Raw genomic sequence first — 21,470 nt, forward strand, 5'->3', positions numbered from 1 at the left:
TTAATCCTCCTCGTCGGCCAGCCGCCGCAATCGCGCCGCGACGCGGTTGTCGGCGATGATCCGCCGCATCCGCATCAGCGCGATGGCCCCGAATAACAGCGAAAAACCCAGCACCGTCAAGAGCAGCGGCCAGAGCAGCGCCCCGTCGATGCTCGATCCGCGCAGCGTAATGCTGGGTCCCTGGTGCAGGCTGTTCCACCAAACGACGCTGCGATTGATGATCGGGATGTTGATCGCGCCGACCAGCGCATAGATCGCGGCGCCGCGCGACAGCGAACCGCCCTGCCGCTGGCCGTCGTCACCGCTCGTCAGCGCAATGAAGCCCGCGTAAAGAAAAAGGAGGACGAGCATCGAGGTCATCCGGCCGTCCCATTCCCACCAGGTGCCCCAGGTCGGGCGCCCCCAGATCGAACCGGTCGCAAGGCAAAGCGCGGTGAAGAGCATCCCCGGCACCGCGATCGCGCGCGCGGCGATGCCCGACAGCGGATGGCGCCAGACAAGCTGGATCAAACCGGCAATAGCGAGCGACGTCCAGCCGCCCATGCCGAGCCATGCCGACGGGACATGGACATAGAGGATGCGCGCGGTTTCGCCCTGTTTGTAGTCGCCCGGCACCATCGCCAGCCCGGCCCAGCCGCCCGCGAGCACGAGCAACAGCCCGATGCCGAGCAACCAGGGCGTCAGCGGCTTGGCTATCGCAAGAAAGCGCGTGGGATTGGCGTAGGCGTGCATCGGATCGCGTCGTCCTTAGGCGAGCCGGAGAAAGGGGTCCAGCAATTTGCCCGGCGCGACCCGGCGTCCTTTTCTTGCCGCCCGCGTGCACGCCGTCAACCCGCCGCGCATAACGCAGTTCGCCAACGGCCCAATTGAGCAAGGTCAAAAAGAGCAACTATTGCGAATGAAGCGTGGGACGCCCTTACCCCTCGGGCCGCGTCCATATCCAGCTTCCCGTCACCGCCGCGGCGGCAACCGGCAGCATCACCCACGGCCAGGGAGAAAAGATCGCGGCGAGGACGATGCTGAACGCAAAGGCCGCGGTCGCCGCGACCTTGCCCTTGCGGCTGATCGCACCTTTCTCGCGCCAGGCAACGATATGATGCCCGAAATGCGGGTGCGTCAGCAGCCAGTTTTCGAGCCGCGGCGACGAGCGCGCAAAGCAAAAGGCGGCAAGGATCACGAACGGCACCGTCGGAAGCAGCGGCAGGAAAGCGCCAATCGCGCCAAGGCCCAGCGACGCCCAGCCCGCGATCAGGTAGAAATGCCGTTTCATCGACGGCTGGCTTAGCGGAAATCGGACCGCACGCCAGCCCTCGACCGTTAGCCCCGACCGATCAGCTTCTGCGCCATCCGGTCGGCCACGACCGACGCCGGCGTACCGCTCGCCTTGCTCTCGGCCCAGATGTCGGCCAGCCGGCCGGGGATCTGGCGGATGCGGTTCTCGACTTCCTCGCGGCTGCTCTGCCCCAGATATTCGAGCGCGACGTTGATGATGCCGCCCGCGTTGATCACATAGTCGGGGGCATAGACGATGCCGCGGTCGTGCACGCGCTGGCCGTCGGCCGCGGTCGCGAGCTGGTTGTTCGCCCCGCCGGCAACGATCGGCACACGCAGCTTTGCGATGCTGTCTTCGGTCAGGATCGCGCCGAGCGCATTGGGGCTCAGCACATCGGCTTCGATCTCCATGATCGCTGCCGAATCGGCGAGCTCGGCGCCCAGCTCGTCGGCGAGCGCCTTAGCGCGCGTCAGGTTGACATCGGCCAGCGTCAGGATCGCGCCATCGGCGGCCAGCCGCCGCGCGACGCCGCCGCCCACGCTGCCGACACCCTGGATCGCGACGCGCACCCCTTTTGCACTGTCGGTACCGAGTCCCTGCTTGATGGCGGCGAGGATACCCAGATAGACGCCGAGCGCGGTCTGCGGCCCCGGGTCGCCGCCGACGGCATCGCCTGCGACGGGCAGGCCGCTGACATATTTTGTCTCGTGCGAAATCGCGACGATATCGGCGACAGACATGCCGACATCCTCCGCAGTGACATAGGCGCCGCCCAGCGAATCGACCGCGCGCCCGAACGCCGCGAGCATTGCGGGGGTCTTTTCCGCCCCTTCGTCGGCCAGGATCACACCCTTGGCGCCGCCCATCGGCAGGCCCGCCATGGCATTTTTATAGCTCATGCCGCGCGACAGGCGCAGCGCATCGGTGATCGCGGCCTTGCGCTGCGGATAATGCCAGTAACGCACGCCGCCCGCGCCGGGGCCGAGGTGCGTCGAGTGGACGGCGATGACCGCGGTCAGTCCGCTGGCGCGATCGCGAAACATGTGGACATGCTCGTGATCGTCGAAATCGGCGAAATCCCAGACAGCGGACATAGGCTCATCCTCGTATTAGAAAATTACGTCAGGACGCAATAATGCAACGAGCGCGACGAGTCACCCCAAAAGCGTCTATGCGCGATGATAGAGAAAATGGGGCGACCAACGGGGCTCGAACCCGCGACCTCCGGTACCACAAACCGGCGCTCTAACCAACTGAGCTATGGTCGCCACATAAGCGAAGAGCGGCGCACGAAGCACCCTCGACAGCGCGCGGCGAATAGGCGCGCATCCCCCCGTTCGTCAAGCATTGTTCGCACGCGCTTCCCTGCTAAAAAGCGCGCCATGGCCGGAAATGATCATGTCGACATGGCGACCTCGGGCGCCGACCGCACCGCGGAGCGGCTCGCCGCCGTCCCGGGCATCCGCCGCGCACCATCGCCGAAGCTCCAGCAGTTCATGCTGTCCGGCTTCCTCGACGCCGAAACCTGCGCCGCTTTGATCGCGCAAATCGATCGTGACGTGCGGCCGTCGACGATCGCCGATCCGAACGGCGACGAGGCGTTTCGAACCAGCACGACCTGCGACCTCGACCATCGCGACCCGCTGGTGATCGCGGTCAACAATCGCCTCCACGACCTCACCGGAATTCCGCGGGAATATGGCGAGCCGATGCAGGGCCAGCGCTACGACGTCGGGCAGGAATTCAAGGCGCACACCGATTATTTCGACCCGCACGGCGCCGACTGGGAAACCTATTGCGCGATTCCGGGCCAGCGCAGCTGGACGCTGATGATCTATTTGAACGAGCCCGCCGCGGGCGGCGCGACGCGCTTCCTCGCGACCGGAAAAATGCACCAGCCCGAGGCGGGCAAGCTGCTCGCATGGAACAATGTGCGCGCCGACGGCACCGCGAACCCCGACACGCTCCACCACGGGATGAAGGTGCGCAAGGGCCGCAAATATATCATCACGAAATGGTTTCGCGAACGCCCCTGGCCGTGGGCCGAGGGGGAGCTGGCCTAAGCCAGCCCCCACCCCGCTTTTACTTCACCAGACGATACTGGAAATTCAGCGTCAGTGTGTTCGACACACGGCCCGGCTCGACCGGCGTGGCCTTCGCCGAACCGGCGTCCATTGCCATGCGCACCATCGGCATCGGCGGCTGCGGGCCAAAGCTGCCGCCTTCGCTGATCGACACCAGCTCGACGCCGCGGAAACCGGCGAGACGCGCATAATCCTGCGCCTTCGCTTCGGCCGCCTTGATCGCGGTGCCGCGCGCGCCGACGAGCTGCGCGTCGGGGTCCTTCATCCCGAACGACGGCCCGTCGATATTGGTCCCGCCCGCGGCGACGAGTGCGTCGAGCAGCGGGCCGATGTCTTCGATCTTCGACGTCGTCGCGCGCACGCTGTTCGACACCTGATAGCCGAGGAAGCGCGGCGGCTGGCCGTCGCCGCGGTTGTTATAGTCGTACTGCGGCGACAGGCTGATGCCGCTCGTCTGGATGTCCTCGGCCTTGATCCCGCGCGCCTTGGCGGCGGCGATCAGCTTGTCCATCGCGGCCGCGTTCGCGCGCATCGCCTCGACCGCGGTCGGTGCGGTCGTCGTCACGCCGGCACCGACGCTCGCCTGATCGGGACGCGAACGCACTTCCTCGCTGACCGAGAAGGTCAGGATCGGGCCCTGGGTCGTTGCTGCTGCCACCGTCGAACCTCCCTGCTGCGCAAGCGCGGGCGTTGCCGCCATCAGCGCCAGTCCGGTTGCCATAACGGCGAACAATTGCTTCGTCATTTCATTCTCCTGTGAACCGGGCTTCCGGTCATCTGTGATCTCCGCCCCGTAACGCAGACGGAGCGAACCCGTTCCGGCCTTTGTGCGCAGCGCGCTTGCATGATGCTGAACGCGCCAGTAGCGAGCCGTTCATCATGGCAGCACCGATTTTATCTTATGAAGGCCTCGGCCTTGTGCAGGGCAGCGGCTGGCTGTTCCAGGACCTCGACATCTATGTCGGCGAACGCGACCGGCTCGCGCTGATCGGCCGCAACGGCGCGGGCAAGACCACCTTGCTCAAGCTGCTCGCGGGCCAGATCGACGCCGACAAGGGCAAGCGGGTGATCGTCCCTGGCACGCATGTCGTGATGCTCGAACAGGAACCCGATTTTTCGGGTTATGCGACGCTGATGGATTTCGCGGTCGCCGCACCCAACGCGCCCGAAGCTTTTGAGGTCGCCGCGATCGCCGATCAGCTCGGCATCGACATGTCGCGCACCGCCGCCAGCGCCTCGGGCGGCGAACGTCGCCGTGCCGCGCTGGCACGAGCATTGGCGCAGAACCCCGACGTCCTATTGCTCGACGAGCCGACCAACCATCTCGACCTCGCGGCGATCGATTGGCTCGAAAACTGGCTCGCGCGCTACACCGGCGCTTTCGTCGCGATCAGCCACGACCGCACCTTCCTGACGCGCCTGACGCGTCAGACGCTGTGGCTCGACCGCGGCAGCATCCGCCGCAAGGAAATCGGCTTCGGCGGGTTCGAGGAGTGGAGCGACGCGGTTGCCGCCGAAGAAGCCCGCGCCGCGCAAAGGCTCGACTCGAAGCTCCGCCTCGAGGCGCACTGGCTCGAACGCGGCGTCACCGCACGCCGCAAGCGCAATCAGGGCCGGCTCGAAAAATTGAAGGAAATGCGTGCGACGCGCGCCGCGATGATCGGCGGTCCCGGTGTCGCCAAGCTCGGCCTCGCCAACGACGATGTGCGCTCGAAATCGGTGATCGTCGCCGAAGGCGTCTCGAAAAGCTTCGGCGACCGCACGATCATCAAGAATTTCGATTTCCGCGTCCAGCGCGGTGACCGCATCGGCATCGTCGGCGCCAATGGCGCGGGCAAGTCGACCCTGCTCAAGCTGCTCACCGGCGAAATCCAGCCCGACGAGGGTAAGATCACCCTCGCCCCGACACTCGACGGCATCGTCATCGATCAGCAGCGCAGCCTGCTTTCGCCCGACAAACGCGTGCGCGACATCCTCGCCGACGGCGGCGACTGGGTCGAGGTGCGCGGCGTAAAAAAGCATATCCAAGGCTATCTCAAGGAATTCCTCTTCGACCCCGGCGTCGTCGAGGCCAGCGTCGGCGCGCTGTCGGGCGGCGAGCGTTCGCGTCTTCTCCTCGCGCGCGAATTCGCCCGCGAATCGAACCTGCTCGTGCTCGACGAGCCGACGAACGATCTCGACCTCGAAACGCTCGACCTCTTGCAGGAAGTCATCGCCGACTATGCCGGCACCGTGCTGCTCGTCAGCCACGACCGAGACTTCCTCGACCGGACCGTCACGGTGACGCTCGGCCTCGACGGATCGGGCAGGGTCGACATCGTCGCGGGCGGCTATGCCGACTGGGAAGCGAAGCGGGTCAAACCCAATAGCGTCAGGGCCAAGGCCGCGACCACCGCGCCCCCGCCCCCACCGACCGCGCGCAAGAAACTGAGCTACAAGGACCAGCGCGACTACGACCTGCTGCCCGGTCGGATCGAGGAGATCGAGACAGAGATGGCGGGGATCGAAACCGAACTGTCCGACGGCGCCCTGTTCACGCGCGACAATGCCCGCTTCAATATGCTGACGGCCAAACTCGACACGCTGCGCGACGAAAAGGCGGCGGCGGAGGACCGTTGGCTCGTGCTGGCCGAAGAGGTGGAAGCGCTCGGTTAAGTGGCGATCGCCAGCGTTCGCGGCATGTCCGCCTTGGGGTGGAAAGCTGCCACACCCAATATTCGTCATCCCCGCGAAAGCGGGGACCCAGAGCGTGCGTAAGCTGATCCCACACTGGGTTCCCGCTTTCGCGGGAATGACGAAGTTATAAGAGCCGAGACGTCCGCAACCGTTCGTAACCAGCCATCCGCGCGCCTCACCCCGTCCCGTAAAAGCGCGACAGCCGGTCGAGCGCAAGCCCCAGCACCAGCTTGCCCGACCGCGCCGGCCACCCCAGCATTTTCTCGGCCCCGCCAATCCCCTCACCCGCGCAGATGACGCGCCAACAGATATCGGCCAGCCCCGGTCCCACCACATCGAGAGCGCCATGGAAGCGGCGGTGCGCATCGATCCGCGCCAGCGAGGCATCCGACGCGCGCGCGCCGCCGCGGCTTTTAGCGGGCGGCGCCGCATCCCAGCGCATCGTCACCCGCCCCGCCAGCCCCGCGCGCTCATAATCTGCGCGCAGCCGCTCGCCGGCGCGAAACTGGGCGTCGGTCAGATGCCCGCGTGACGCCAGCCATGCGATCGGGCTCTCGGCAACATGGACCGTCACATGGCGCATTACCTGCGGCCCCGCCTTGCCCGGATCGATCCGGTCGTCGGGGTGAAGGCGCGTCTCGAGGCGGCGTGCGGTCATACGATTCTCCTTTGCTTCACGCCGGGGTTGACACTGGAATATTTTGTAGGAAAGAAGAAACCGATTTGGTTATCCGAAAGTTGCCGCCATGATCAACAGCATCCGTTCGGTTCGCCGCGCAAAAGGGCTGACACTCGAAGAAGTCGGTCAGCGCTGCGTTCCACCGACCACCGCGCAAACGATCGGCCGCCTCGAAACCGGCACACGCACGCTGTCGCTGGGCTGGATGAACCGCATCGCCGCCGCGCTCGGCGTCGAGGCGGCCGAACTCGTCCAGTTGCCGCAGGACACCCAGCTCACCATCACCGCGCTGCTCGGTGCCGAGGGCGCGCAAGCCCCGACACGCGTCGAACAGGCGCTCACCGCACGTCCGGGCGAGGATATGGTCGCGGTGCGCGTCACCTCGTCGATCGGCGACTATCGCGCCGGCGACGAAATCTGGTGCCGCCGGATCGAGGGCGACTGGGCAAGCGTGCTCAACCGCGACCTGCTCGTTCCGCGCCCCGCGGGCCGCTTCTTCTTCGCACGCCTGCTCAACGTCGACGGCGAAAAGCTCCACCTGCTCCCGCTCGGCACCGGGCAGCGCCAGCAGGTCGTCAGCAACCCGCCATGGGCTGCGGTCGCGGTTCGCCTGCTTCGCTCGCTCTGAGTGCCCGCTCCCTCGCCCCTCCGCGTCCTCTCGATCGCGACGCTTTTCCCCGACGCTGCACGCCCCAACTTCGGGCTCTTCGTCGAAAAGAGCCTGCGCGCGCTCGCAGCGCAGCCAGGTATCAACCTTACAATCGTCGCGCCCGTCGGCTTGCCGCCCTTTCCGTTATCGCTCCACAAACGCTATCGGGCGCTGCGCGACCTGCCGCGGGCCGAGACTTGGAACGGTCTCACCGTCCTGCGTCCGCGCTTCACGCTGATCCCGCGCTACGGCGCGCGCTTTAACCCGCAGCGGGTTGCGCGTGCGGTCCTTGCGGCGGTGCGCGAACGCGAATTCGATGTCGTCGATGCGCAATTCTTCTACCCCGACGGCCCCGCCGCGATGTGGGTGGCCAACCGGCTCGGGCTGCCGTTTTCGGCCAAGGCGCGCGGCGCCGATATCAGCCATTTCGGGCATGATCGCGCGACGAAAGCGCAAGTGATCGAAGCCGCCGGCAAGGCCGCCCGCCTGCTCGCCGTCTCGGCCGCGATGCAGGGCGATATGGCCGCGATCGGTATCGACCCGGCCAAGGTCGCGGTTCATTACACGGGGATCGACACCGCGCGCTTCCATCCCGGCGACCGCGCTGCCGCGCGTGCGGCGCTCGGCATGGGCGATGCCCCCGCCATCCTGACCGTCGGCGCGCTCATCCCGCGCAAGGGGCAGGCACTGGTCATCGAAGCCCTGCCCGCGCTTCCCAGCGTTCATTATTGGCTTGCGGGCGCCGGCGAAGAGGAAAGCCGCTATCGCGCGCTCGCGCAAAAGCTCGGCGTCGATACCCGCGTCCATTTCATGGGTCCCGTCGCGAACGCCGAGCTGCCGCCGCTTTACCGCGCCGCCGATGCCGTCGTCATGCCGTCGGCGAGCGAGGGCCTCGCCAATGCGTGGGTCGAAGCGCTCGCCTGCGGCACGCCGATCGTCATCAGCGACGCGGGCGGCGCTGCCGAACTGGTGACGTCGCCAACCGCCGGCCGGATCGTCGAGCGCGCACCGGGCGCGATTGCCGAAGCCGTCGCGGCCATTCTGACCAATCCGCCCGCCTCGCCGGATGTCGCGGCGAGCCTTGCCGGCCGCTTCGACTGGGACCGTAACGGCCGCGAACTCGCCGCGCATCTCCGCGGCTGCGCCGGTCGCTAGATACGGCAACGCCGGCCCGCTCTATGAGCGGGCCGGCACCGATTTTTTCGAAACGGGATTGCGTCAGACGACCGCGCCGTCGTCCTTGCGCTCGATGCGTTCACCGCCGTCCATGCCCGCAACCGTACGCGGGACAAAGCTGTGCGGGCCGACCTTCAGCCACACGAGCACCGGGGTCGACATCAGCACCGAGGAATAGCCGCCGATGAACACGCCGAACAGCATCGCAGCGGTAAAGCCGAAAATCACGTCGGGGCCAAAGATCAACAGCATGCCCAGCGCCAGAACCATCGCGACCGTCGTCATGACCGTACGCGACAGCGTTTCGTTGATGCTGAGATTGAGGAGCGGAATAATCTCCATCTTGCGATATTTTTTCAGATTCTCGCGAATGCGATCATAGACGACGATCGTGTCGTTGAGCGAATAGCCGACGATCGTGAGCAGCGCCGCAACGCTGTTCAGGTCGAACTGCATCTGCGTCACCGCGAACAGGCCGAATGTCAGCGACACTTCGTGGAACAGGCGGCCGAGCGCACCAACGCCGAACTGCCATTCAAAGCGTATCCAGATATAAATGGAGATACCGAGGATCGCGAGGCCGAGGCTGATCGCGCCGGTGCGTATCAATTCTCCCGAAACCTTGCCCGACACGGTTTCGACCGAACCGGTCTTCGCGGTCGGGAAGGCTTTGTGGATACCCGAGACCAATTGCTGCCCCGCACGCTCGGCGGCGGCCTTGTCGCCGTCGGGAAGCGCGGTACGGATCGACACCGCCTTGTCCGATCCGAACTGCTGGATCGTCGCTTCGCCAAGGCCGATGTCGCCGACCTTTTCGCGAATTTCGTCGATTGGCGGCATCCCCTGGGTGAATTCGACGCGGACCGACTGGCCGCCGACGAAGTCGACGCCGAGGTTCAGGCCCTTCACCGCGACCAGTGCGATCGACACGGCCACGAGGAAAAAGCTCATGAACGAGGCGACTTTCCGCCACCGCAAGAAGTCGATATTGGTGTCGTCAGGAACGAGTTTCAGCAAGCGCATCGTTTCGCTCCCTTAAATATTGATCGACGTCGGGCGCTTGGTCCGCAGCCAATGGGCTACGAACATGCGCGTGACGGTGACGGCGGTGAAGACGCTGGTGACGATCCCGATGGTCAGAACCACCGCAAAGCCCTTGATCGGGCCCGAACCAAACCAGAACATCAACGCGGCCGCGATGACGTTGGTGACGTTGGCGTCGAAAATCGCGCGGCTTGCCTCGCTGTAACCCAGTTCGACAGCCTGGAAGACCTTTCGGCCGCGTTTCAATTCCTCGCGTATGCGCTCGTTGATCAGCACGTTCGCGTCGACCGCGGCGCCGATCGTCAGCACGAAGCCGGCGATCCCCGGCAGCGTCAATGTCGCATTGAACGCCGCCATGACCGCGATGATCATGAAGACGTTAAAGACCAGCGCGACGCACGCATAGACGCCGAAGCGGCCGTATACGACGAGCATCAGCACGAGCACGGACACCGTTGCGATGATGCCCGCGATCGCACCCTTGCGGATCGAATCGGCGCCGAGTTCGGGGGTGACCGTGCGCTCTTCGACGACGGTCATCTTCACCGGCAGCGCACCCGAGCGAAGCGAAATCGCCAGCGCGTTCGCGCTCGCGACGCTGAAGCTGCCCGAAATCTGGGCACTGCCGCCGAGGATCGGTTCGTTGATCGACGGCGCCGACAGTACCTTGCCGTCGAGCACCATCGCAAAACGCTTGCCGACGTTCTGCGCCGTCACCTTGGCAAAGGTCGCCGAACCGCCCGAATCGAAACGGATCGAGACGACCGGCTGGTTGTTCTGCGGATCATAGCTTTGCTGGGCGTTGATCAGCTGTTCGCCGCTGATCATCACCTGGCGGCGCAGCACTTCGAACGCCGCGCCACTGCCCTCGCCTTCGGCATAAGGAACGATCTCGCTGCCCACGGGCACGCGGCCCGCTGCGGCTTCGTTGGGGTCGGCGTTGGTATCGACCATGCGGAATTCGAGGCGCGCGGTCTTGCCGATCAATTCCTTGAGTGCGGCTGGATCCTGGAGGCCCGGCACCTGCACCACGACGCGGTCGGTGCCCTCGCGGATGATCGTCGGTTCGCGCGTGCCGAGCGCGTTGACGCGCTTGTCGATGATGTCGCGCGCGGTGTCCATCGCGTTCGCCACGGCCTGCGTCTGCCCCGCGCTCGTCGGGGTCATCTCGATCCGCGTCGAATTGACGACGGTGACCGTCCAGTCGCGCTGTCCCGTCAGCTGCGCGCCGCGCGTCTCGTTGAACAGCCGCTCGCGCGCTTCGTCGAGCTTCGCGAGGTCGCGGACGAGGAAGCTGATCTTGCCGCCCGCGGTCGACAGCTCGCCGATGGCGATATCGTCGTCGGGGCCGCTCTCGCCGCGCATGGCCGTGCGCACGGTCTTTTCCATGTTCGCGAGCTGCGTCTTGCGCAGGTCGGCGATGTCGGCTTCGAGCAAGAGGTGGCTACCACCGGCAAGGTCGAGGCCCAGATTGACCTTCGCCTGCAGGAAGGACGGCAGGCTGTTCACCGTCTTTTCGGGAAGGAAGCTGGGGATGGAGAAGATGATACCGAGCAGCAGGCTGATGCTGATGCTGATGGTCTTCCAGCGCGGGAAATCGAGCATGGTCTAGAAATCCGATAGCAAGCGCGGGGCCGCGGCGAACGCCGCCACCGCCGCGTCAGTCGTTGGCGGGCTTGCCACCGGGCTGGAGAACGTCGGCGAGGGTCGATTTCACGACCTTGATCTTCACGCCCTGTGCGATTTCGACATCGACGAAATCATCGTCGACGCGCGTGATCTTGCCGACGATGCCGCCGCCGGTCACGACCTGGTCGCGCGGCTTCACCGCCGCAACCTTGGCGCGATGCTCCTTGGCGCGGACCTGCTGCGGACGGATCAGGAAGAACCAGAATACCGCGAAGATCAGTAGATAGGGGACCAGCATCAGGAAACCGGCAGCCCCGCCGCCCGATCCGGCCGCCTGGGTCAGAAGCAATTGCGTCGACATGAGTGAAAAACTTTCCGTTCGAACGCGCAGCCAGTTCCCCCTCCGGAACAGGCGCGCAAAGATGGCGCGGCGCCTATCACGCAGGGGCGTTGCGCGCAACCGGTCGTGCGCGCCCCTCCCCCTTGGCAAGCCTCGCCGAAATGGGAAGTCGCGCCGTCAGATCAACCCCGTGCCGATTTACCGGCCATCGCCGCTTGCATCGCCCGCCAACCCGCGCTAGGGGCCTCGCCTGCCCAACAGGGCCGGTCGGGACGTAGCGCAGCCTGGTAGCGCATCACACTGGGGGTGTGGGGGTCGGAGGTTCGAATCCTCTCGTCCCGACCAAATTTTGAACCGCCGATATTGCGGTCCGCATCCTCACGGAAAGCGAGATACGATGCAGGCAAGCGTGCTGATCGTGATCGCCGCCTTCCTGACTTCCATCCTTTCGGGCGTCTTCGGCATGGCGGGCGGCCTCATCTTCATGGGCGTGCTCGCATGGCTGCTGCCCGCCGCGTTCGCGCTGGCGCTACACGGGGTCATCCAGTTCGCGTCGAACGCATGGCGCTTCCTGCTGCACCGCCACCATGTCGCATGGCCCGTCCTGCTGTGGTTCGGGATCGGTGCCGCGGCCGCCATCGGCCTCTTCTCCCTGCTGATCTTCTCGCCGACCAGATTTTACGTCTTCCTCGGCCTCGGCTTGATGCCGATCCTCGTCTGGCTCCCCGAAAGCTGGCTGTCGCTCGATGCGACGCGGCGCGGGCACGCGATCGGCGGCGGCTTCGTCTCGACCGGCCTCGCGCTCGTATCGGGCGTATCGGGCCCGGTCACCGACCTGCTGTTCGTCCGCAGCAAGCTGAACCGGCATCAGGTCGTTGCGACCAAGGCGGTGATGCAGGCGATCGGCCATGCGTCGAAGATATTCGTTTATGGCGGGCTGCTGCTCAGCGCCCCGGCACGCGCGGCGATCCCGCTGCCGGTGACCGTCGTCGCGATTCTCGCATCGATGGCGGGCATAATGGTCGGCGGCGCGCTTCTCGATCGCATCAGCGAGGCGCATTTCCGCGCCAGCCGCCGCTGGATCATCACCATCGTCGGAGCCACTTTCCTCGTCCAGGCATTCCGGATCGCCCTTGCCTGAGGCCGCATTGCTATTCGCGCGCCCGCCACTGGCCAAACCGCGGCCCCACGCCTAACAGGCCCGCCATGGAATTCGCTCCCGAAATTTTCGCCTTCCTGATCGGCGTCGCCTTCCTCGCCGGGGCCATCGACGCGATGGCAGGAGGCGGCGGCCTGCTCACCATCCCCGCGCTGATGGCGGCGGGCATTCCTCCGGTCGCGGCGCTCGCCACCAACAAGCTGCAGGCCACGATCGGCACCGCATCGGCTTTCCTGACCTTCTGGCGCGGCGGCCATGTCGACCTCCGTCGCTTTGCATGGCCCGCGGCCGGAGCCTTTGCCGGCTCGGTGCTCGGCGCGACCGCGGTGCAATATGTGCGCTCCGATTTCCTCGCCGCGCTCGTGCCGATCCTGCTGATCGCGATGGGGCTCTATTTCCTGCTCGCCCCGCCGATGAGCAGCGTCGACCGCCATGCGCGCGTCGGGCCGGTCGGGCTCACCCTCATCGTCGCGGCGCTCGGCTTCTACGACGGCTTTTTCGGTCCCGGCACCGGCTCCTTCATGACGCTGACCCTCGTCGCGCTCGGTGGCCTCGGGCTCGTCCGCGCGATCGGCAACACCAAATTCCTCAATCTGGCGACCAATATCGCGGCGCTTTTTGCGATGATCGTCGGCGGTCACGTCCTCTGGCTGCTCGGCCTGTCGATGGCCGCCGCGAATGTCGCAGGCAACCAGCTCGGCGCACGGCTCGCGATCCGCTTCGGCGGGCGCGGGGTCCGGCCGCTGCTCGTGATCATGTCCTTTGCCCTGACCGCGAAGCTGCTCGCCGACCCCGCCAATCCCCTCTGGACGCTCTTCTAGCGCTGGTCTTCGGCCGGCGGCGGCGGTTCGGCCCGCGCCTTTTGTTTCGCCGCCAGCTCCGCCTTGTCGATTACCCCGTCGCTGTTCGCATCGACAAATTTGATGAAGGCCTCGACCTTTTCGGGAGAGGCCATCGCCGGATCGCCTTGCTGCCGAGCGCGCATTTCGGCCATTTTGGTAAGCTCGGCCTTGTCCAGCTTGCCGTCGCCATTGGCATCGATCGTCGCAAACATGCGGCCGCCATCCTGCGGCGGCTGGGCAACGGCTACCGCGGGAAGCGTCAACGCGAAACCTGCCGCGATCATCGTCCATTTCTTCATATCATGTCCTTTGGTCTTGTTCGGCTTGTACGCCGGGACGCCCCGGCACGGACATGACAGTTTGCGCGGTGCAAAACCATGGCTTCGGCTTCGGCTCGTCACGGTTTCAGCACGACCTTGCCGACCACCTCGCGCCGTTCGAGCATCGCGAACCCTTCGCGCCAGTCGGCAAGGTCGAGCGACGCATGGACGTGCGGCCGGATTTTTCCCGCTGCCGCCAGCGCGTCGATCGCCGCGACATTTTCCGCCCCGCGTTCGGGAAAGCGCCGCCCATATTCGCCCGCGCGCACGCCGACGACCGAAAAGCCCTTGATCAGCGGCATGTTCACCGACACCTCCGGGATGCGTCCCGATGCAAAGCCGATGACGAGCAGGCGCCCGCCGAACGCGATACAGCGCGTCGATTCATCGAAGACATCGCCGCCGACGGGATCGAAAATCACGTCGGCGCCCCGACCATCGGTCAGCGCCTTCACCGCCTCGCGGAAACCCGGCCCGGCCGAAATCACCGCATCGGGCGCATAGAGCCGCGCAATCGCGTCACGCTTTTCCGCGCTGCTCACGACTGCAATCACGCGCGCACCCAGCGCCTTTGCCAGATCGACCGTCGCCAGCCCGACGCCGCCGGCCGCACCGTGAACAAGCACCCACTCGCCCGGCTCGACCCGCGCACAGCGAACCAGCGCGACCCAAGCGGTCAGATATGCGACGGGATAGGCAGCGGCCTCGTCCCAATCCAGCGCCACGGGCCTCGGGCGCAACGCCCCCGCGAGGACAACGACATATTCGGCCATCGCGCCAAAGCGATTGCCGCCAACGACAGCGTCGCCGAGCACCCAGCCGCGCACGCCCTCGCCCACCGCATCGACCTCGCCCGAAAATTCCAGCCCCGACACGAATGGCAGGTCGGGCTTCAACTGATAGCCGCCGCCCGTCATCAACAGGTCGGGGAAATTCACCGCCGCCGCGCGCACCCGCACGCGCACCTCGCCCGGTCCGGGCACGGGTACGGGCAAATCCGCCAGCGCCGCGCCCGCATGATCGGGCAGCAATTCGCGCACCTGCAAAGCCCGCATGGCGAAAAACCCTTTCCTACAATATTCCAATATGGTTCGTTTTGTTTTTCCGTCGAACCACAGGAGCGAATCATGCCACGACCCGACCCATCGGCCTGCGATGCCGACGCGTTGATCGACGCCGTCATCGACCGCGAAGGCCGATATGTAAACCACCCCGCCGACCGCGGCGGCCCGACCTGTTGGGGAATCACCGAAGCCGTTGCACGCGCGCAGGGCTATGCGGGCCCGATGCGCGACCTGTCACGGAGCGAGGCCGCGAGCATTTACCGCCGTCTCTATTGGTTGCGCCCCGGTTTCGACAAGGTCGCACTCCGCGCAGCCAGGATCGCCGCAGAACTCTTCGACACCGGGGTCAACATGGGCACCGGTAGCGCGGTGGGTTTCCTCCAGCGCGCGCTCAACGCGCTCAACCGAACGGCGCGCGATTATCCCGACATCGCCGTCGACCGCGAAATCGGCCCGCGGACGCTGTCGGCACTCGACGGTTTCCTGAAAGCACGCGGCAAAGCCGGCGAAACCGTTCTTCTGCGCGCGATGGAGGCGCTGCAGGGCGAACGCTATATCGCGCTCGCCGAGCGCCGCCCGAGCCAGGAGGCCTTCCTCTACGGCTGGCTCGCGAACCGCATCGGCGACGGCTGACAGCTCACGACGCGCCACTGGGCTGAACTTCCCTGAACTTTGAACCTGCAGGAGCATTGCCATGAGCATCATCGAAGGCCTGATCGGCCCCATCGCGAAGCTGATCGACAAGATCATCCCCGACCCCGAAGCGCGCGACCGCGCCAAGCTCGAACTGCTGAAAATGGAGGGCAGCCAGGAAATGGAAGCAATCCGCACCCGGATGACCGCGATCGTCGCCGAGGCGAACAGCTCCGACCCGTGGACCAGCCGCGCGCGGCCGAGCTTCCTCTATGTGATGTATGCGCTGCTGCTCTGGGCGATCCCGATGGGCCTGATCGCCGCGGCGCGCCCCGAGATGGCAAAGGGAATCGCCGACGGCATGAACGCCTATCTCGCGGGGATTCCGGAATCGCTCTACGCGCTCTTCGGCACGGGCTATCTGGGCTACACCGCCGCGCGGGCGTGGGGGAAAGCGAAGGGGGTCGAGGGCTGACTCCGTCGCGAAAAGAAGCCGTGCACACCCGCGAAGGCGGGTGCCCATCACCGGTCCGCGCCATTTTGAGCCGGCAGGAGATGGGTCCCCGCCTTCGCGGGGACACGCGCCTTATTTGAGGTCAGCTCTCAACCACCGCCGCCAAATTCGCGAGCGAGCTGGTCAACCCCTCGACATGATCCTTCGCCGAAATCCCCGGCGGCACGTGATGCGCGTCGATCGTGACCAGCGTGCCGCCGCCCTGCCGCGACAGATACCAGTGCATGTCCATCGTCCCTGAAAAACGCGGGTCGTCGGACTCGAATTCGACCTGCCACACCACCAGCCGCCCGTCGTCGAGCGTCGGGATATAGACTTCAACAATATCGCTATCGTCGTCGCTCTTGGTCTCGACATCGGCGTCATCGAAGGTCAGCCGCATCAAAAAGCCGCCACCCGCGCGCAAATCGACATGCTCGAACGTCCCCGTCGCCCCCTCGGGCGGCAACCATAAAGCGAGCTTTGTCGCGCTCGTGAAGGCCGCGAAGACATCGACGAGCGGCGCAGCGATCACCCGTTCGGCATGATCGGTGCGCCTCGTCTTCTTGGTCGGTTTCAAATCGTCGCCGCCAGCGCAGCCATCACCGCCGCCACGGCGTCGTCGGCGGCCTTGCCGTCGGGGCCGCCGCCCTGCGCCATGTCGGGGCGGCCACCGCCGCCCTGCCCGCCGAGAGCCGCGACCGCCGCCTTGACGAGGTCGACCGCGCTATGGCTCGCCGTCTTGTCGTCGGTCACGCCGACCGCAACCGAAGCGCGGCCGTCGTTGACCGCGACGAGCATCGCGACGCCGCTACCGACCTGCTTCTTGAGGCCGTCGACCGTGCCGCGGAGTTCCTTGGGATCGAGCCCGTCGACGACCTGCGCGAGGAACGCCGTATCACCGACCTGCTCGACCGCCGGCCCCGTCGCCGCGCCGCCACCGCCGCCAGAACCGCCGAGCGCCAGCGCCTTTTTCGCATCGGCCAGCTCGCGCTCGGCCTTCTTGAGCGCCTCGGCAAGCTGCGCCACGCGCGCCGGTACATCGTCGGGCGAGGTCTTGAGCGCCGCGGCCGCCGCCTTCAGCGCTTCGTCGCGGCCGTTGAGCCAGACGCGCGCCGCATCGCCGGTCAGCGCCTCGATACGCCGCACGCCCGACGAGACCGCGCTCTCGCTGACGATCTTGAACAGCGCGATATCACCCAGCGCGCGGACGTGCGTCCCGCCGCACAGCTCGACCGAATAGCTGTGATCGTCCGCATGTCCCATGCTGAGCACGCGCACCTCGTCGCCATATTTCTCGCCGAACAGCGCGAGCGCGCCCGCCGCGACCGCGTCGTCGGGGGTCATCAGCCGCGTCGTCACCGCCTCGTTCCCGCGGATCTGCGCGTTCACCTCGGCTTCGATATCGGCGATTTCCTCCGGCGTAAGCGCCTTGGGATGCGAGAAGTCGAAGCGGAAGCGGTCCTCGGCGACGAGACTGCCCTTTTGCGTCACATGCCCGCCGAGCCGTCCCCGCAGCGCCGCGTGCAACAAATGCGTCGCGCTGTGGTTGGCACGGATTCGGTCACGCCGCGCGGCGTCGACGGTCAGCTGCACCGTATCGCCGACCTTCAGCGTCCCGGCTTCGAGCTTCGCCTGATGCGTGTGCAAGCGGCCGAGCGGCTTGCCGGTGTCGCTAACCGACGCTTTGGCGCCGCCCAGCGTCGCGATCGTGCCGGCGTCGCCCATCTGGCCGCCGCTCTCGCCATAGAAAGGCGTCTGGTTGGTCAGCACGACCAGCTCATCGCCGGCCTTTGCCTCGTCGACCGGCACGCCGTCCTTGACGAGCGCGATCACCGTCGCCTCGCCCTCGGTCGACGTGTAGCCGGTGAATTCTGTGCTGCCGTTGGTCTCGGCGATATCGTACCAGATTTCCTCCGACGCCTTTTCGCCGCTGCCCTTCCAGGCCGCGCGCGCCGCCGCCTTCTGCTGTGCCATCGCGGCGTCAAAGCCCGCGCGGTCGACCGCGATGTCCTGCGTGCGCAGCGCATCCTCGGTCAGGTCATAGGGGAAGCCATAGGTGTCATAGAGCTTGAACGCGACGTCGCCGGGCAAGGTCGCGCCCGCGCTCATGCCCACGGTCGCCTCGTCAAGCAGGCGCAGCCCCTTGTCGAGCGTCTGGCGGAACTTCGTCTCCTCGCGCTCGAGCGTCTCGGCGATCAACGGCTGCGCGCGGATCAGCTCGGGATAGGCCGCGCCCATCTCGGCGGTCAGCGACGGCAGCAGCCGGTACATCAGCGGATCCTTGGCGCCGAGCAGATGCGCGTGGCGCATCGCGCGGCGCATGATCCGGCGCAGCACATAACCGCGGCCTTCGTTCGACGGCAGGACACCGTCGGCGACAAGGAAGCTCGACGCGCGAAGATGATCGGCGATGACGCGGTGGCTCGCTTGGCTTCCGCCCTCGGCCGGGACGCCGGTCAGGTCGACCGATGCGGCGATCAGCGCCTTGAACGTGTCGGTGTCGTAATTGTCGTGAACGCCCTGCAGCACCGCTGCGATGCGCTCCAGCCCCATGCCCGTGTCGATGCTCGGCCGCGGCAGGTCGATCCGGTCGCCCGGACCGCGCTGGTCGTACTGCATGAACACGAGGTTCCAGATTTCGACGAAGCGATCGCCGTCCTCTTCGGGCGATCCCGGGGGGCCGCCCCAGATATGCTCGCCATGGTCATAGAAGATTTCGCTGCACGGACCGCACGGCCCCGTGTCGCCCATCGACCAGAAATTGTCGCTCGTCGCGATGCGGATGATCCGCTCTTCAGGCAGGCCCGCGATCTTCTTCCACAGGTCGAACGCCTCGTCGTCGGTGTGATAGACGGTGACCGTCAGCTTTTCGGGCGCGAGACCCCACACCTTGGTGATCAGCGTCCAGGCGTGGTGGATCGCCTGCTCCTTGAAATAGTCGCCGAAGGAGAAATTCCCCAACATTTCAAAGAATGTATGGTGCCGCGCCGTAAAGCCGACATTGTCAAGGTCGTTGTGCTTGCCCCCGGCGCGCACGCATTTCTGCGACGAGACCGCGGTCTTGTACGGCCGCGTTTCAAGGCCGGTGAAGACATTCTTGAACGGCACCATGCCCGCGTTGACGAACATCAGCGTCGGGTCATTGTAAGGCACGAGCGGCGCCGACGGCTCGATGTGGTGGCCCGTCCCCCCGAAATAGTCGAGGAAAGAGCGGCGAATGTCGTTGGTCGATGTCATGCGCGCGATCTAGTGCGGAACGGCGCGTTTCTCAAGCAAGAGATACGCGCCGTGCCCCTCACTTAGCGCTCACAGAGGCGGTTGAGTTCTTCGTCGCTATAACCCGCGTCGTCGATCAGCGATTGAGAGATATAGCGCACATCATATTGCGAAACCTGATATTCGCCCTCGCGCACACGGTAGAGCAAGATGCCGCCGCAGGTTCCAGCGACACCGGGATGCGAGCTCAGCACCGCAAAATAGGCGTAGGCTCCAGGATAGCTGGCATCGACCGGATTGTTCAACCAGCCATCGAGCCGCACCGAAAATTCGCCCGCCCTGTTTGATGCATCTTCGCCTCATCGCTGAACCGCTTCATCTCGGCTACCGTAGGTTCAAGCTGCGGATCCATCAGCTTCGCGAGCAATGCGCCATTGCCCGCGTCGAGATTGTCGACAAAGCGCTGCGCAAACCGCGTCGCGGCGGTCACCTCGGTCGCGCCCGCTTTCCAGTCCGCCGGAACGGGCTTGTACGGATCGGTTGCCGGATCGTAACAGGTGAAGGCCTGCCGGAAGTCCTTGATGACCGTGACACCCCGCTCGACGTCGATCTGATTGTCGAAGAAATAGCGGCCAAAGCGCACCTTTTTGGCTCCACAGCGTTGCTCGGCGAGCACCTTGATACAATCGACCACCGGATCATATTGATCCGCATCGATCTTCGCCACGGTCGCCGAAAACCCCTTTCCCGGCACCGCGTCAATCTTGATTGCAGGCAAGGGTTGCGCCGACGCCACAAGCGCCGCGAAAAAAATGGTCGTCATGTAATCCCCCCAAACGATTCCTTCGAACCGCGACCTCATGCCGCAAAGGTCGAAGCCCCCCCTTGCAGCACGCGACCATCGTGTTGGGGAGGGCGCCGCGATGCAAGCGCAATTCTTCATAGTCTCAGAAGTTTGTCGCGATTCCCTTGCCCAGATAGCAGGGCAGTTGCCGTAGCACGTCGGCCTTGGGCACGGCGTCCTCGATCAGATCGGCTGGAACCTCCGACGTATCGGTGCGCACGACGGTCCAACCGTCGGCGGGCGTCACGCGGTGAACGACGACATAACCGCAGTCCATCGTCCCGTCCTTCCGATCCCCTCGAAAATCGAACGCGGCATAGAGGCCCGCGGGTTGCCCCGCGGGGTCGAGATACCAGCTCAGGCGCAACGGGCGGATCTGGCCGTCGGCCCACAGGGTGGTCCGCTTGCGCAAGTTCATTTCCCATTCGAGCCGCGGGTTCGCCGCCTGAAACGACAAACGCAACATCGCATAAGCCGCCGCGAAATCGCGGCGTTCGAGCGCAAGAGTATATTCGGCAAAGCGATCGATGGCGCCTTCCTCGTCTAAAGCCGATGGTTTGAACGTGACGCCGTCGGGAGCGACCACCTCCCGCTCCACCTCCGGCGCTAGCGCCGGTGGTGCCGCGGTCGCGGCGGAGGTTCCGAAAAGCAGGACCGCTACCGTCAGCATGGCGCGGCCCCGATATTCAATAGCCATAATAGGCGCCGCCCTTTTCACGCGCGCGCCGCCATGCCGGACGGTCGTGACACGCGTTCACGAACGCCGCGAGCTTCGGATAGCGCGGCGCCATGCCCTGCATGATCGCGATTTCGGCCGGGAAGCTCAGCATGATATCCGCCGCCGACAGGTCGTTGCCGATGAAATGGCCATTCGCACCGACGCGGCTTTCCATATAGGCGAAATGGGCGTCGAGTTGCTGCGCGATACGCGGTTCGATCGGCGCGGCGGCTTCACCGAGCCGAGCCGTATAGATGCGCAGCAGGATCGGCGTCATCGCCGACCCTTCGGCGAAATGCAGCCATTCGAGGTGGCTGATATGATCGTCGGTGCCGCGTTCAGGCACCAGATGCCCGCCGCCGTGCCGTTCGCACAGATATTCGGTGATCGCACCCGATTCGATGATCACGCGGCCCCTTCCGCCAGGGGCGGCATCGTCGAGCTCCTCGATCACGGGCGACTTGCCGAGCGGATGGACGGCGAGCAGTTCGGGTGGCGCAAGGTTGGTAACCGGATCGCGATCATAATATTTGACCTCGTACGGCGCGCCGATTTCTTCGAGCAGCCACAGGATGCGCTGCGAGCGGCTGTTGTTCAGATGGTGGACGATCAGGCTCATGGCGCTCTC

Annotated in this window: 24 protein-coding genes and 2 tRNA genes; 9 read left to right on the forward strand and 17 right to left on the reverse strand. The window is 65.6% G+C overall.

Going from position 1 to position 21,470, the window contains the following annotated elements:
- The 4 genes from ccmC to VGN62_RS19750 all read right to left on the reverse strand — a co-directional run bounded on the left by ccmC (position 1) and on the right by VGN62_RS19750 (position 2,541).
- Positions 1 to 732: a heme ABC transporter permease CcmC gene (gene ccmC / locus VGN62_RS19735; protein WP_327457135.1), complete on the reverse strand. Its 732-nt coding sequence runs from the start codon at positions 730 to 732 to the stop codon at positions 1 to 3.
- A gap of 184 nt (positions 733 to 916) precedes the next feature.
- Positions 917 to 1,270, reverse strand: coding sequence for a YbaN family protein (locus tag VGN62_RS19740; RefSeq protein WP_327457137.1), 354 nt, complete (start codon positions 1,268 to 1,270; stop codon positions 917 to 919).
- Between the two features lie 47 nt (positions 1,271 to 1,317).
- The gene (locus VGN62_RS19745) at positions 1,318 to 2,367 is read right to left on the reverse strand and encodes a Glu/Leu/Phe/Val family dehydrogenase (protein WP_327457139.1); all 1,050 of its coding nucleotides are present in this window, start codon (positions 2,365 to 2,367) and stop codon (positions 1,318 to 1,320) included.
- A 97-nt stretch (positions 2,368 to 2,464) separates the two neighbouring features.
- A tRNA-His gene (locus VGN62_RS19750) sits at positions 2,465 to 2,541 on the reverse strand.
- Positions 2,542 to 2,655: 114 nt separating this feature from the next.
- Here VGN62_RS19750 and VGN62_RS19755 point away from each other — a divergent pair.
- Positions 2,656 to 3,336: a 2OG-Fe(II) oxygenase gene (locus tag VGN62_RS19755; RefSeq protein WP_327457141.1), complete on the forward strand. Its 681-nt coding sequence runs from the start codon at positions 2,656 to 2,658 to the stop codon at positions 3,334 to 3,336.
- A 19-nt stretch (positions 3,337 to 3,355) separates the two neighbouring features.
- On the opposite strand, the gene VGN62_RS19760 is transcribed toward VGN62_RS19755, so the two are convergent.
- A complete protein-coding gene (locus tag VGN62_RS19760; RefSeq protein ID WP_327457143.1) occupies positions 3,356 to 4,102 on the reverse strand; it encodes an SIMPL domain-containing protein in 747 nt (248 codons plus the stop codon).
- Between the two features lie 134 nt (positions 4,103 to 4,236).
- On the opposite strand from VGN62_RS19760, the gene VGN62_RS19765 reads away from it, so the two are divergent.
- Entirely contained in the window at positions 4,237 to 6,012 is a 1,776-nt protein-coding gene (locus VGN62_RS19765) for an ABC-F family ATP-binding cassette domain-containing protein (RefSeq protein WP_327457145.1), read from the forward strand.
- A gap of 196 nt (positions 6,013 to 6,208) precedes the next feature.
- On the opposite strand, the gene VGN62_RS19770 is transcribed toward VGN62_RS19765, so the two are convergent.
- A complete protein-coding gene (locus VGN62_RS19770; protein WP_327457147.1) occupies positions 6,209 to 6,691 on the reverse strand; it encodes a DUF6456 domain-containing protein in 483 nt (160 codons plus the stop codon).
- 88 nt (positions 6,692 to 6,779) lie between these two features.
- Here VGN62_RS19770 and VGN62_RS19775 point away from each other — a divergent pair, with 88 nt between their 5' ends.
- Together VGN62_RS19775 and VGN62_RS19780 are read left to right on the forward strand one after the other, a co-directional pair.
- Positions 6,780 to 7,340: a helix-turn-helix transcriptional regulator gene (locus VGN62_RS19775; RefSeq protein WP_327457149.1), complete on the forward strand. Its 561-nt coding sequence runs from the start codon at positions 6,780 to 6,782 to the stop codon at positions 7,338 to 7,340.
- Complete coding sequence (locus VGN62_RS19780) at positions 7,341 to 8,516, forward strand: glycosyltransferase (RefSeq protein ID WP_327457151.1); 1,176 nt, start codon at positions 7,341 to 7,343, stop codon at positions 8,514 to 8,516. It abuts the gene before it with no gap.
- 63 nt (positions 8,517 to 8,579) lie between these two features.
- Here VGN62_RS19780 and secF read toward each other — a convergent pair whose 3' ends face one another.
- From secF to yajC, 3 genes are read right to left on the reverse strand one after another with little or no spacing between them, the layout of a single operon-like run.
- Positions 8,580 to 9,560 (reverse strand): protein translocase subunit SecF, encoded by a 981-nt coding sequence (gene secF, locus VGN62_RS19785; protein ID WP_327457153.1) that lies wholly within the window; start codon positions 9,558 to 9,560, stop codon positions 8,580 to 8,582.
- A 12-nt stretch (positions 9,561 to 9,572) separates the two neighbouring features.
- Entirely contained in the window at positions 9,573 to 11,186 is a 1,614-nt protein-coding gene (gene secD, locus VGN62_RS19790) for a protein translocase subunit SecD (RefSeq protein ID WP_327457155.1), read from the reverse strand.
- A gap of 55 nt (positions 11,187 to 11,241) precedes the next feature.
- A complete protein-coding gene (gene yajC, locus VGN62_RS19795) occupies positions 11,242 to 11,571 on the reverse strand; it encodes a preprotein translocase subunit YajC (RefSeq protein ID WP_052182143.1) in 330 nt (109 codons plus the stop codon).
- 247 nt (positions 11,572 to 11,818) lie between these two features.
- Between yajC and VGN62_RS19800 the strand changes: the two genes are divergently transcribed.
- The 3 genes from VGN62_RS19800 (at position 11,819) to VGN62_RS19810 (ending at position 13,530) form a co-directional block, all read left to right on the forward strand.
- Positions 11,819 to 11,895 (forward strand) — tRNA-Pro (locus VGN62_RS19800).
- Between the two features lie 52 nt (positions 11,896 to 11,947).
- Positions 11,948 to 12,691 (forward strand): sulfite exporter TauE/SafE family protein, encoded by a 744-nt coding sequence (locus tag VGN62_RS19805; protein WP_327457158.1) that lies wholly within the window; start codon positions 11,948 to 11,950, stop codon positions 12,689 to 12,691.
- Between the two features lie 65 nt (positions 12,692 to 12,756).
- On the forward strand, positions 12,757 to 13,530 hold the full coding sequence (locus tag VGN62_RS19810) for a TSUP family transporter (RefSeq protein WP_327457160.1): 774 nt from the start codon (positions 12,757 to 12,759) through the stop codon (positions 13,528 to 13,530).
- Here VGN62_RS19810 and VGN62_RS19815 read toward each other — a convergent pair.
- Positions 13,527 to 13,850 (reverse strand): EF-hand domain-containing protein, encoded by a 324-nt coding sequence (locus tag VGN62_RS19815; protein WP_327457162.1) that lies wholly within the window; start codon positions 13,848 to 13,850, stop codon positions 13,527 to 13,529. The genes VGN62_RS19810 and VGN62_RS19815 overlap by 4 nt on opposite strands.
- A 98-nt stretch (positions 13,851 to 13,948) precedes the next feature.
- Positions 13,949 to 14,926 carry an NADPH:quinone oxidoreductase family protein gene (locus VGN62_RS19820; RefSeq protein WP_327457164.1) on the reverse strand — a complete coding sequence of 326 codons (978 nt, stop codon included), beginning with the start codon at positions 14,924 to 14,926 and terminating at the stop codon, positions 13,949 to 13,951.
- 72 nt (positions 14,927 to 14,998) lie between these two features.
- Between VGN62_RS19820 and VGN62_RS19825 the strand changes: the two genes are divergently transcribed.
- Together VGN62_RS19825 and VGN62_RS19830 are read left to right on the forward strand one after the other, a co-directional pair.
- Positions 14,999 to 15,568 (forward strand): glycoside hydrolase family 108 protein, encoded by a 570-nt coding sequence (locus tag VGN62_RS19825; RefSeq protein WP_327457166.1) that lies wholly within the window; start codon positions 14,999 to 15,001, stop codon positions 15,566 to 15,568.
- A 61-nt stretch (positions 15,569 to 15,629) separates the two neighbouring features.
- The gene (locus VGN62_RS19830; protein ID WP_327457168.1) at positions 15,630 to 16,043 is read left to right on the forward strand and encodes a holin family protein; all 414 of its coding nucleotides are present in this window, start codon (positions 15,630 to 15,632) and stop codon (positions 16,041 to 16,043) included.
- A 121-nt stretch (positions 16,044 to 16,164) separates the two neighbouring features.
- Here the strand turns inward: VGN62_RS19830 and VGN62_RS19835 are convergent, their stop codons facing one another.
- The 6 genes from VGN62_RS19835 to VGN62_RS19860 all read right to left on the reverse strand — a co-directional run bounded on the left by VGN62_RS19835 (position 16,165) and on the right by VGN62_RS19860 (position 21,461).
- The gene (locus VGN62_RS19835) at positions 16,165 to 16,641 is read right to left on the reverse strand and encodes an SRPBCC domain-containing protein (protein WP_327457170.1); all 477 of its coding nucleotides are present in this window, start codon (positions 16,639 to 16,641) and stop codon (positions 16,165 to 16,167) included.
- A complete protein-coding gene (alaS, locus tag VGN62_RS19840; RefSeq protein WP_327457172.1) occupies positions 16,638 to 19,301 on the reverse strand; it encodes an alanine--tRNA ligase in 2,664 nt (887 codons plus the stop codon). Before alaS ends, VGN62_RS19835 begins: the two co-directional genes overlap by 4 nt.
- Positions 19,302 to 19,363: 62 nt before the next feature.
- Positions 19,364 to 19,603 carry a hypothetical protein gene (locus VGN62_RS19845; protein ID WP_327457174.1) on the reverse strand — a complete coding sequence of 80 codons (240 nt, stop codon included), beginning with the start codon at positions 19,601 to 19,603 and terminating at the stop codon, positions 19,364 to 19,366.
- Complete coding sequence (locus VGN62_RS19850) at positions 19,582 to 20,103, reverse strand: hypothetical protein (RefSeq protein ID WP_327457176.1); 522 nt, start codon at positions 20,101 to 20,103, stop codon at positions 19,582 to 19,584. The genes VGN62_RS19845 and VGN62_RS19850 overlap by 22 nt, the downstream gene beginning before the upstream one ends.
- Before the next feature lie 124 nt (positions 20,104 to 20,227).
- Positions 20,228 to 20,821, reverse strand: coding sequence for a hypothetical protein (locus VGN62_RS19855; RefSeq protein ID WP_327457178.1), 594 nt, complete (start codon positions 20,819 to 20,821; stop codon positions 20,228 to 20,230).
- Positions 20,811 to 21,461 carry a glutathione S-transferase family protein gene (locus tag VGN62_RS19860; protein ID WP_327457180.1) on the reverse strand — a complete coding sequence of 217 codons (651 nt, stop codon included), beginning with the start codon at positions 21,459 to 21,461 and terminating at the stop codon, positions 20,811 to 20,813. The genes VGN62_RS19855 and VGN62_RS19860 overlap by 11 nt, the downstream gene beginning before the upstream one ends.
- Positions 21,462 to 21,470: the final 9 nt, after the last annotated feature.

The organism is Sphingopyxis sp. (assembly GCF_035998905.1).
GTDB lineage: Bacteria > Pseudomonadota > Alphaproteobacteria > Sphingomonadales > Sphingomonadaceae > Sphingopyxis.

What these genes read in the sequence shown, in the direction of transcription:
- secD (WP_327457155.1), bottom strand. Translation starts at nt 11,186, where the DNA reads ATGCTCGATTTCCCGCGCTGGAAGACCATCAGCATCAGCATCAGCCTG.
- VGN62_RS19760 (WP_327457143.1), bottom strand. Translation starts at nt 4,102, where the DNA reads ATGACGAAGCAATTGTTCGCCGTTATGGCAACCGGACTGGCGCTGATG.
- VGN62_RS19775 (WP_327457149.1), top strand. Translation starts at nt 6,780, where the DNA reads ATGATCAACAGCATCCGTTCGGTTCGCCGCGCAAAAGGGCTGACACTC.
- alaS (WP_327457172.1), bottom strand. Translation starts at nt 19,301, where the DNA reads ATGACATCGACCAACGACATTCGCCGCTCTTTCCTCGACTATTTCGGG.
- VGN62_RS19755 (WP_327457141.1), top strand. Translation starts at nt 2,656, where the DNA reads ATGGCCGGAAATGATCATGTCGACATGGCGACCTCGGGCGCCGACCGC.
- VGN62_RS19830 (WP_327457168.1), top strand. Translation starts at nt 15,630, where the DNA reads ATGAGCATCATCGAAGGCCTGATCGGCCCCATCGCGAAGCTGATCGAC.
- secF (WP_327457153.1), bottom strand. Translation starts at nt 9,560, where the DNA reads ATGCGCTTGCTGAAACTCGTTCCTGACGACACCAATATCGACTTCTTG.
- VGN62_RS19765 (WP_327457145.1), top strand. Translation starts at nt 4,237, where the DNA reads ATGGCAGCACCGATTTTATCTTATGAAGGCCTCGGCCTTGTGCAGGGC.
- VGN62_RS19745 (WP_327457139.1), bottom strand. Translation starts at nt 2,367, where the DNA reads ATGTCCGCTGTCTGGGATTTCGCCGATTTCGACGATCACGAGCATGTC.
- VGN62_RS19815 (WP_327457162.1), bottom strand. Translation starts at nt 13,850, where the DNA reads ATGAAGAAATGGACGATGATCGCGGCAGGTTTCGCGTTGACGCTTCCC.
- VGN62_RS19740 (WP_327457137.1), bottom strand. Translation starts at nt 1,270, where the DNA reads ATGAAACGGCATTTCTACCTGATCGCGGGCTGGGCGTCGCTGGGCCTT.
- VGN62_RS19805 (WP_327457158.1), top strand. Translation starts at nt 11,948, where the DNA reads ATGCAGGCAAGCGTGCTGATCGTGATCGCCGCCTTCCTGACTTCCATC.
- yajC (WP_052182143.1), bottom strand. Translation starts at nt 11,571, where the DNA reads ATGTCGACGCAATTGCTTCTGACCCAGGCGGCCGGATCGGGCGGCGGG.
- VGN62_RS19820 (WP_327457164.1), bottom strand. Translation starts at nt 14,926, where the DNA reads ATGCGGGCTTTGCAGGTGCGCGAATTGCTGCCCGATCATGCGGGCGCG.
- VGN62_RS19855 (WP_327457178.1), bottom strand. Translation starts at nt 20,821, where the DNA reads ATGGCTATTGAATATCGGGGCCGCGCCATGCTGACGGTAGCGGTCCTG.
- VGN62_RS19770 (WP_327457147.1), bottom strand. Translation starts at nt 6,691, where the DNA reads ATGACCGCACGCCGCCTCGAGACGCGCCTTCACCCCGACGACCGGATC.
- ccmC (WP_327457135.1), bottom strand. Translation starts at nt 732, where the DNA reads ATGCACGCCTACGCCAATCCCACGCGCTTTCTTGCGATAGCCAAGCCG.
- VGN62_RS19825 (WP_327457166.1), top strand. Translation starts at nt 14,999, where the DNA reads ATGCCACGACCCGACCCATCGGCCTGCGATGCCGACGCGTTGATCGAC.
- VGN62_RS19850 (WP_327457176.1), bottom strand. Translation starts at nt 20,103, where the DNA reads ATGACGACCATTTTTTTCGCGGCGCTTGTGGCGTCGGCGCAACCCTTG.
- VGN62_RS19810 (WP_327457160.1), top strand. Translation starts at nt 12,757, where the DNA reads ATGGAATTCGCTCCCGAAATTTTCGCCTTCCTGATCGGCGTCGCCTTC.
- VGN62_RS19860 (WP_327457180.1), bottom strand. Translation starts at nt 21,461, where the DNA reads ATGAGCCTGATCGTCCACCATCTGAACAACAGCCGCTCGCAGCGCATC.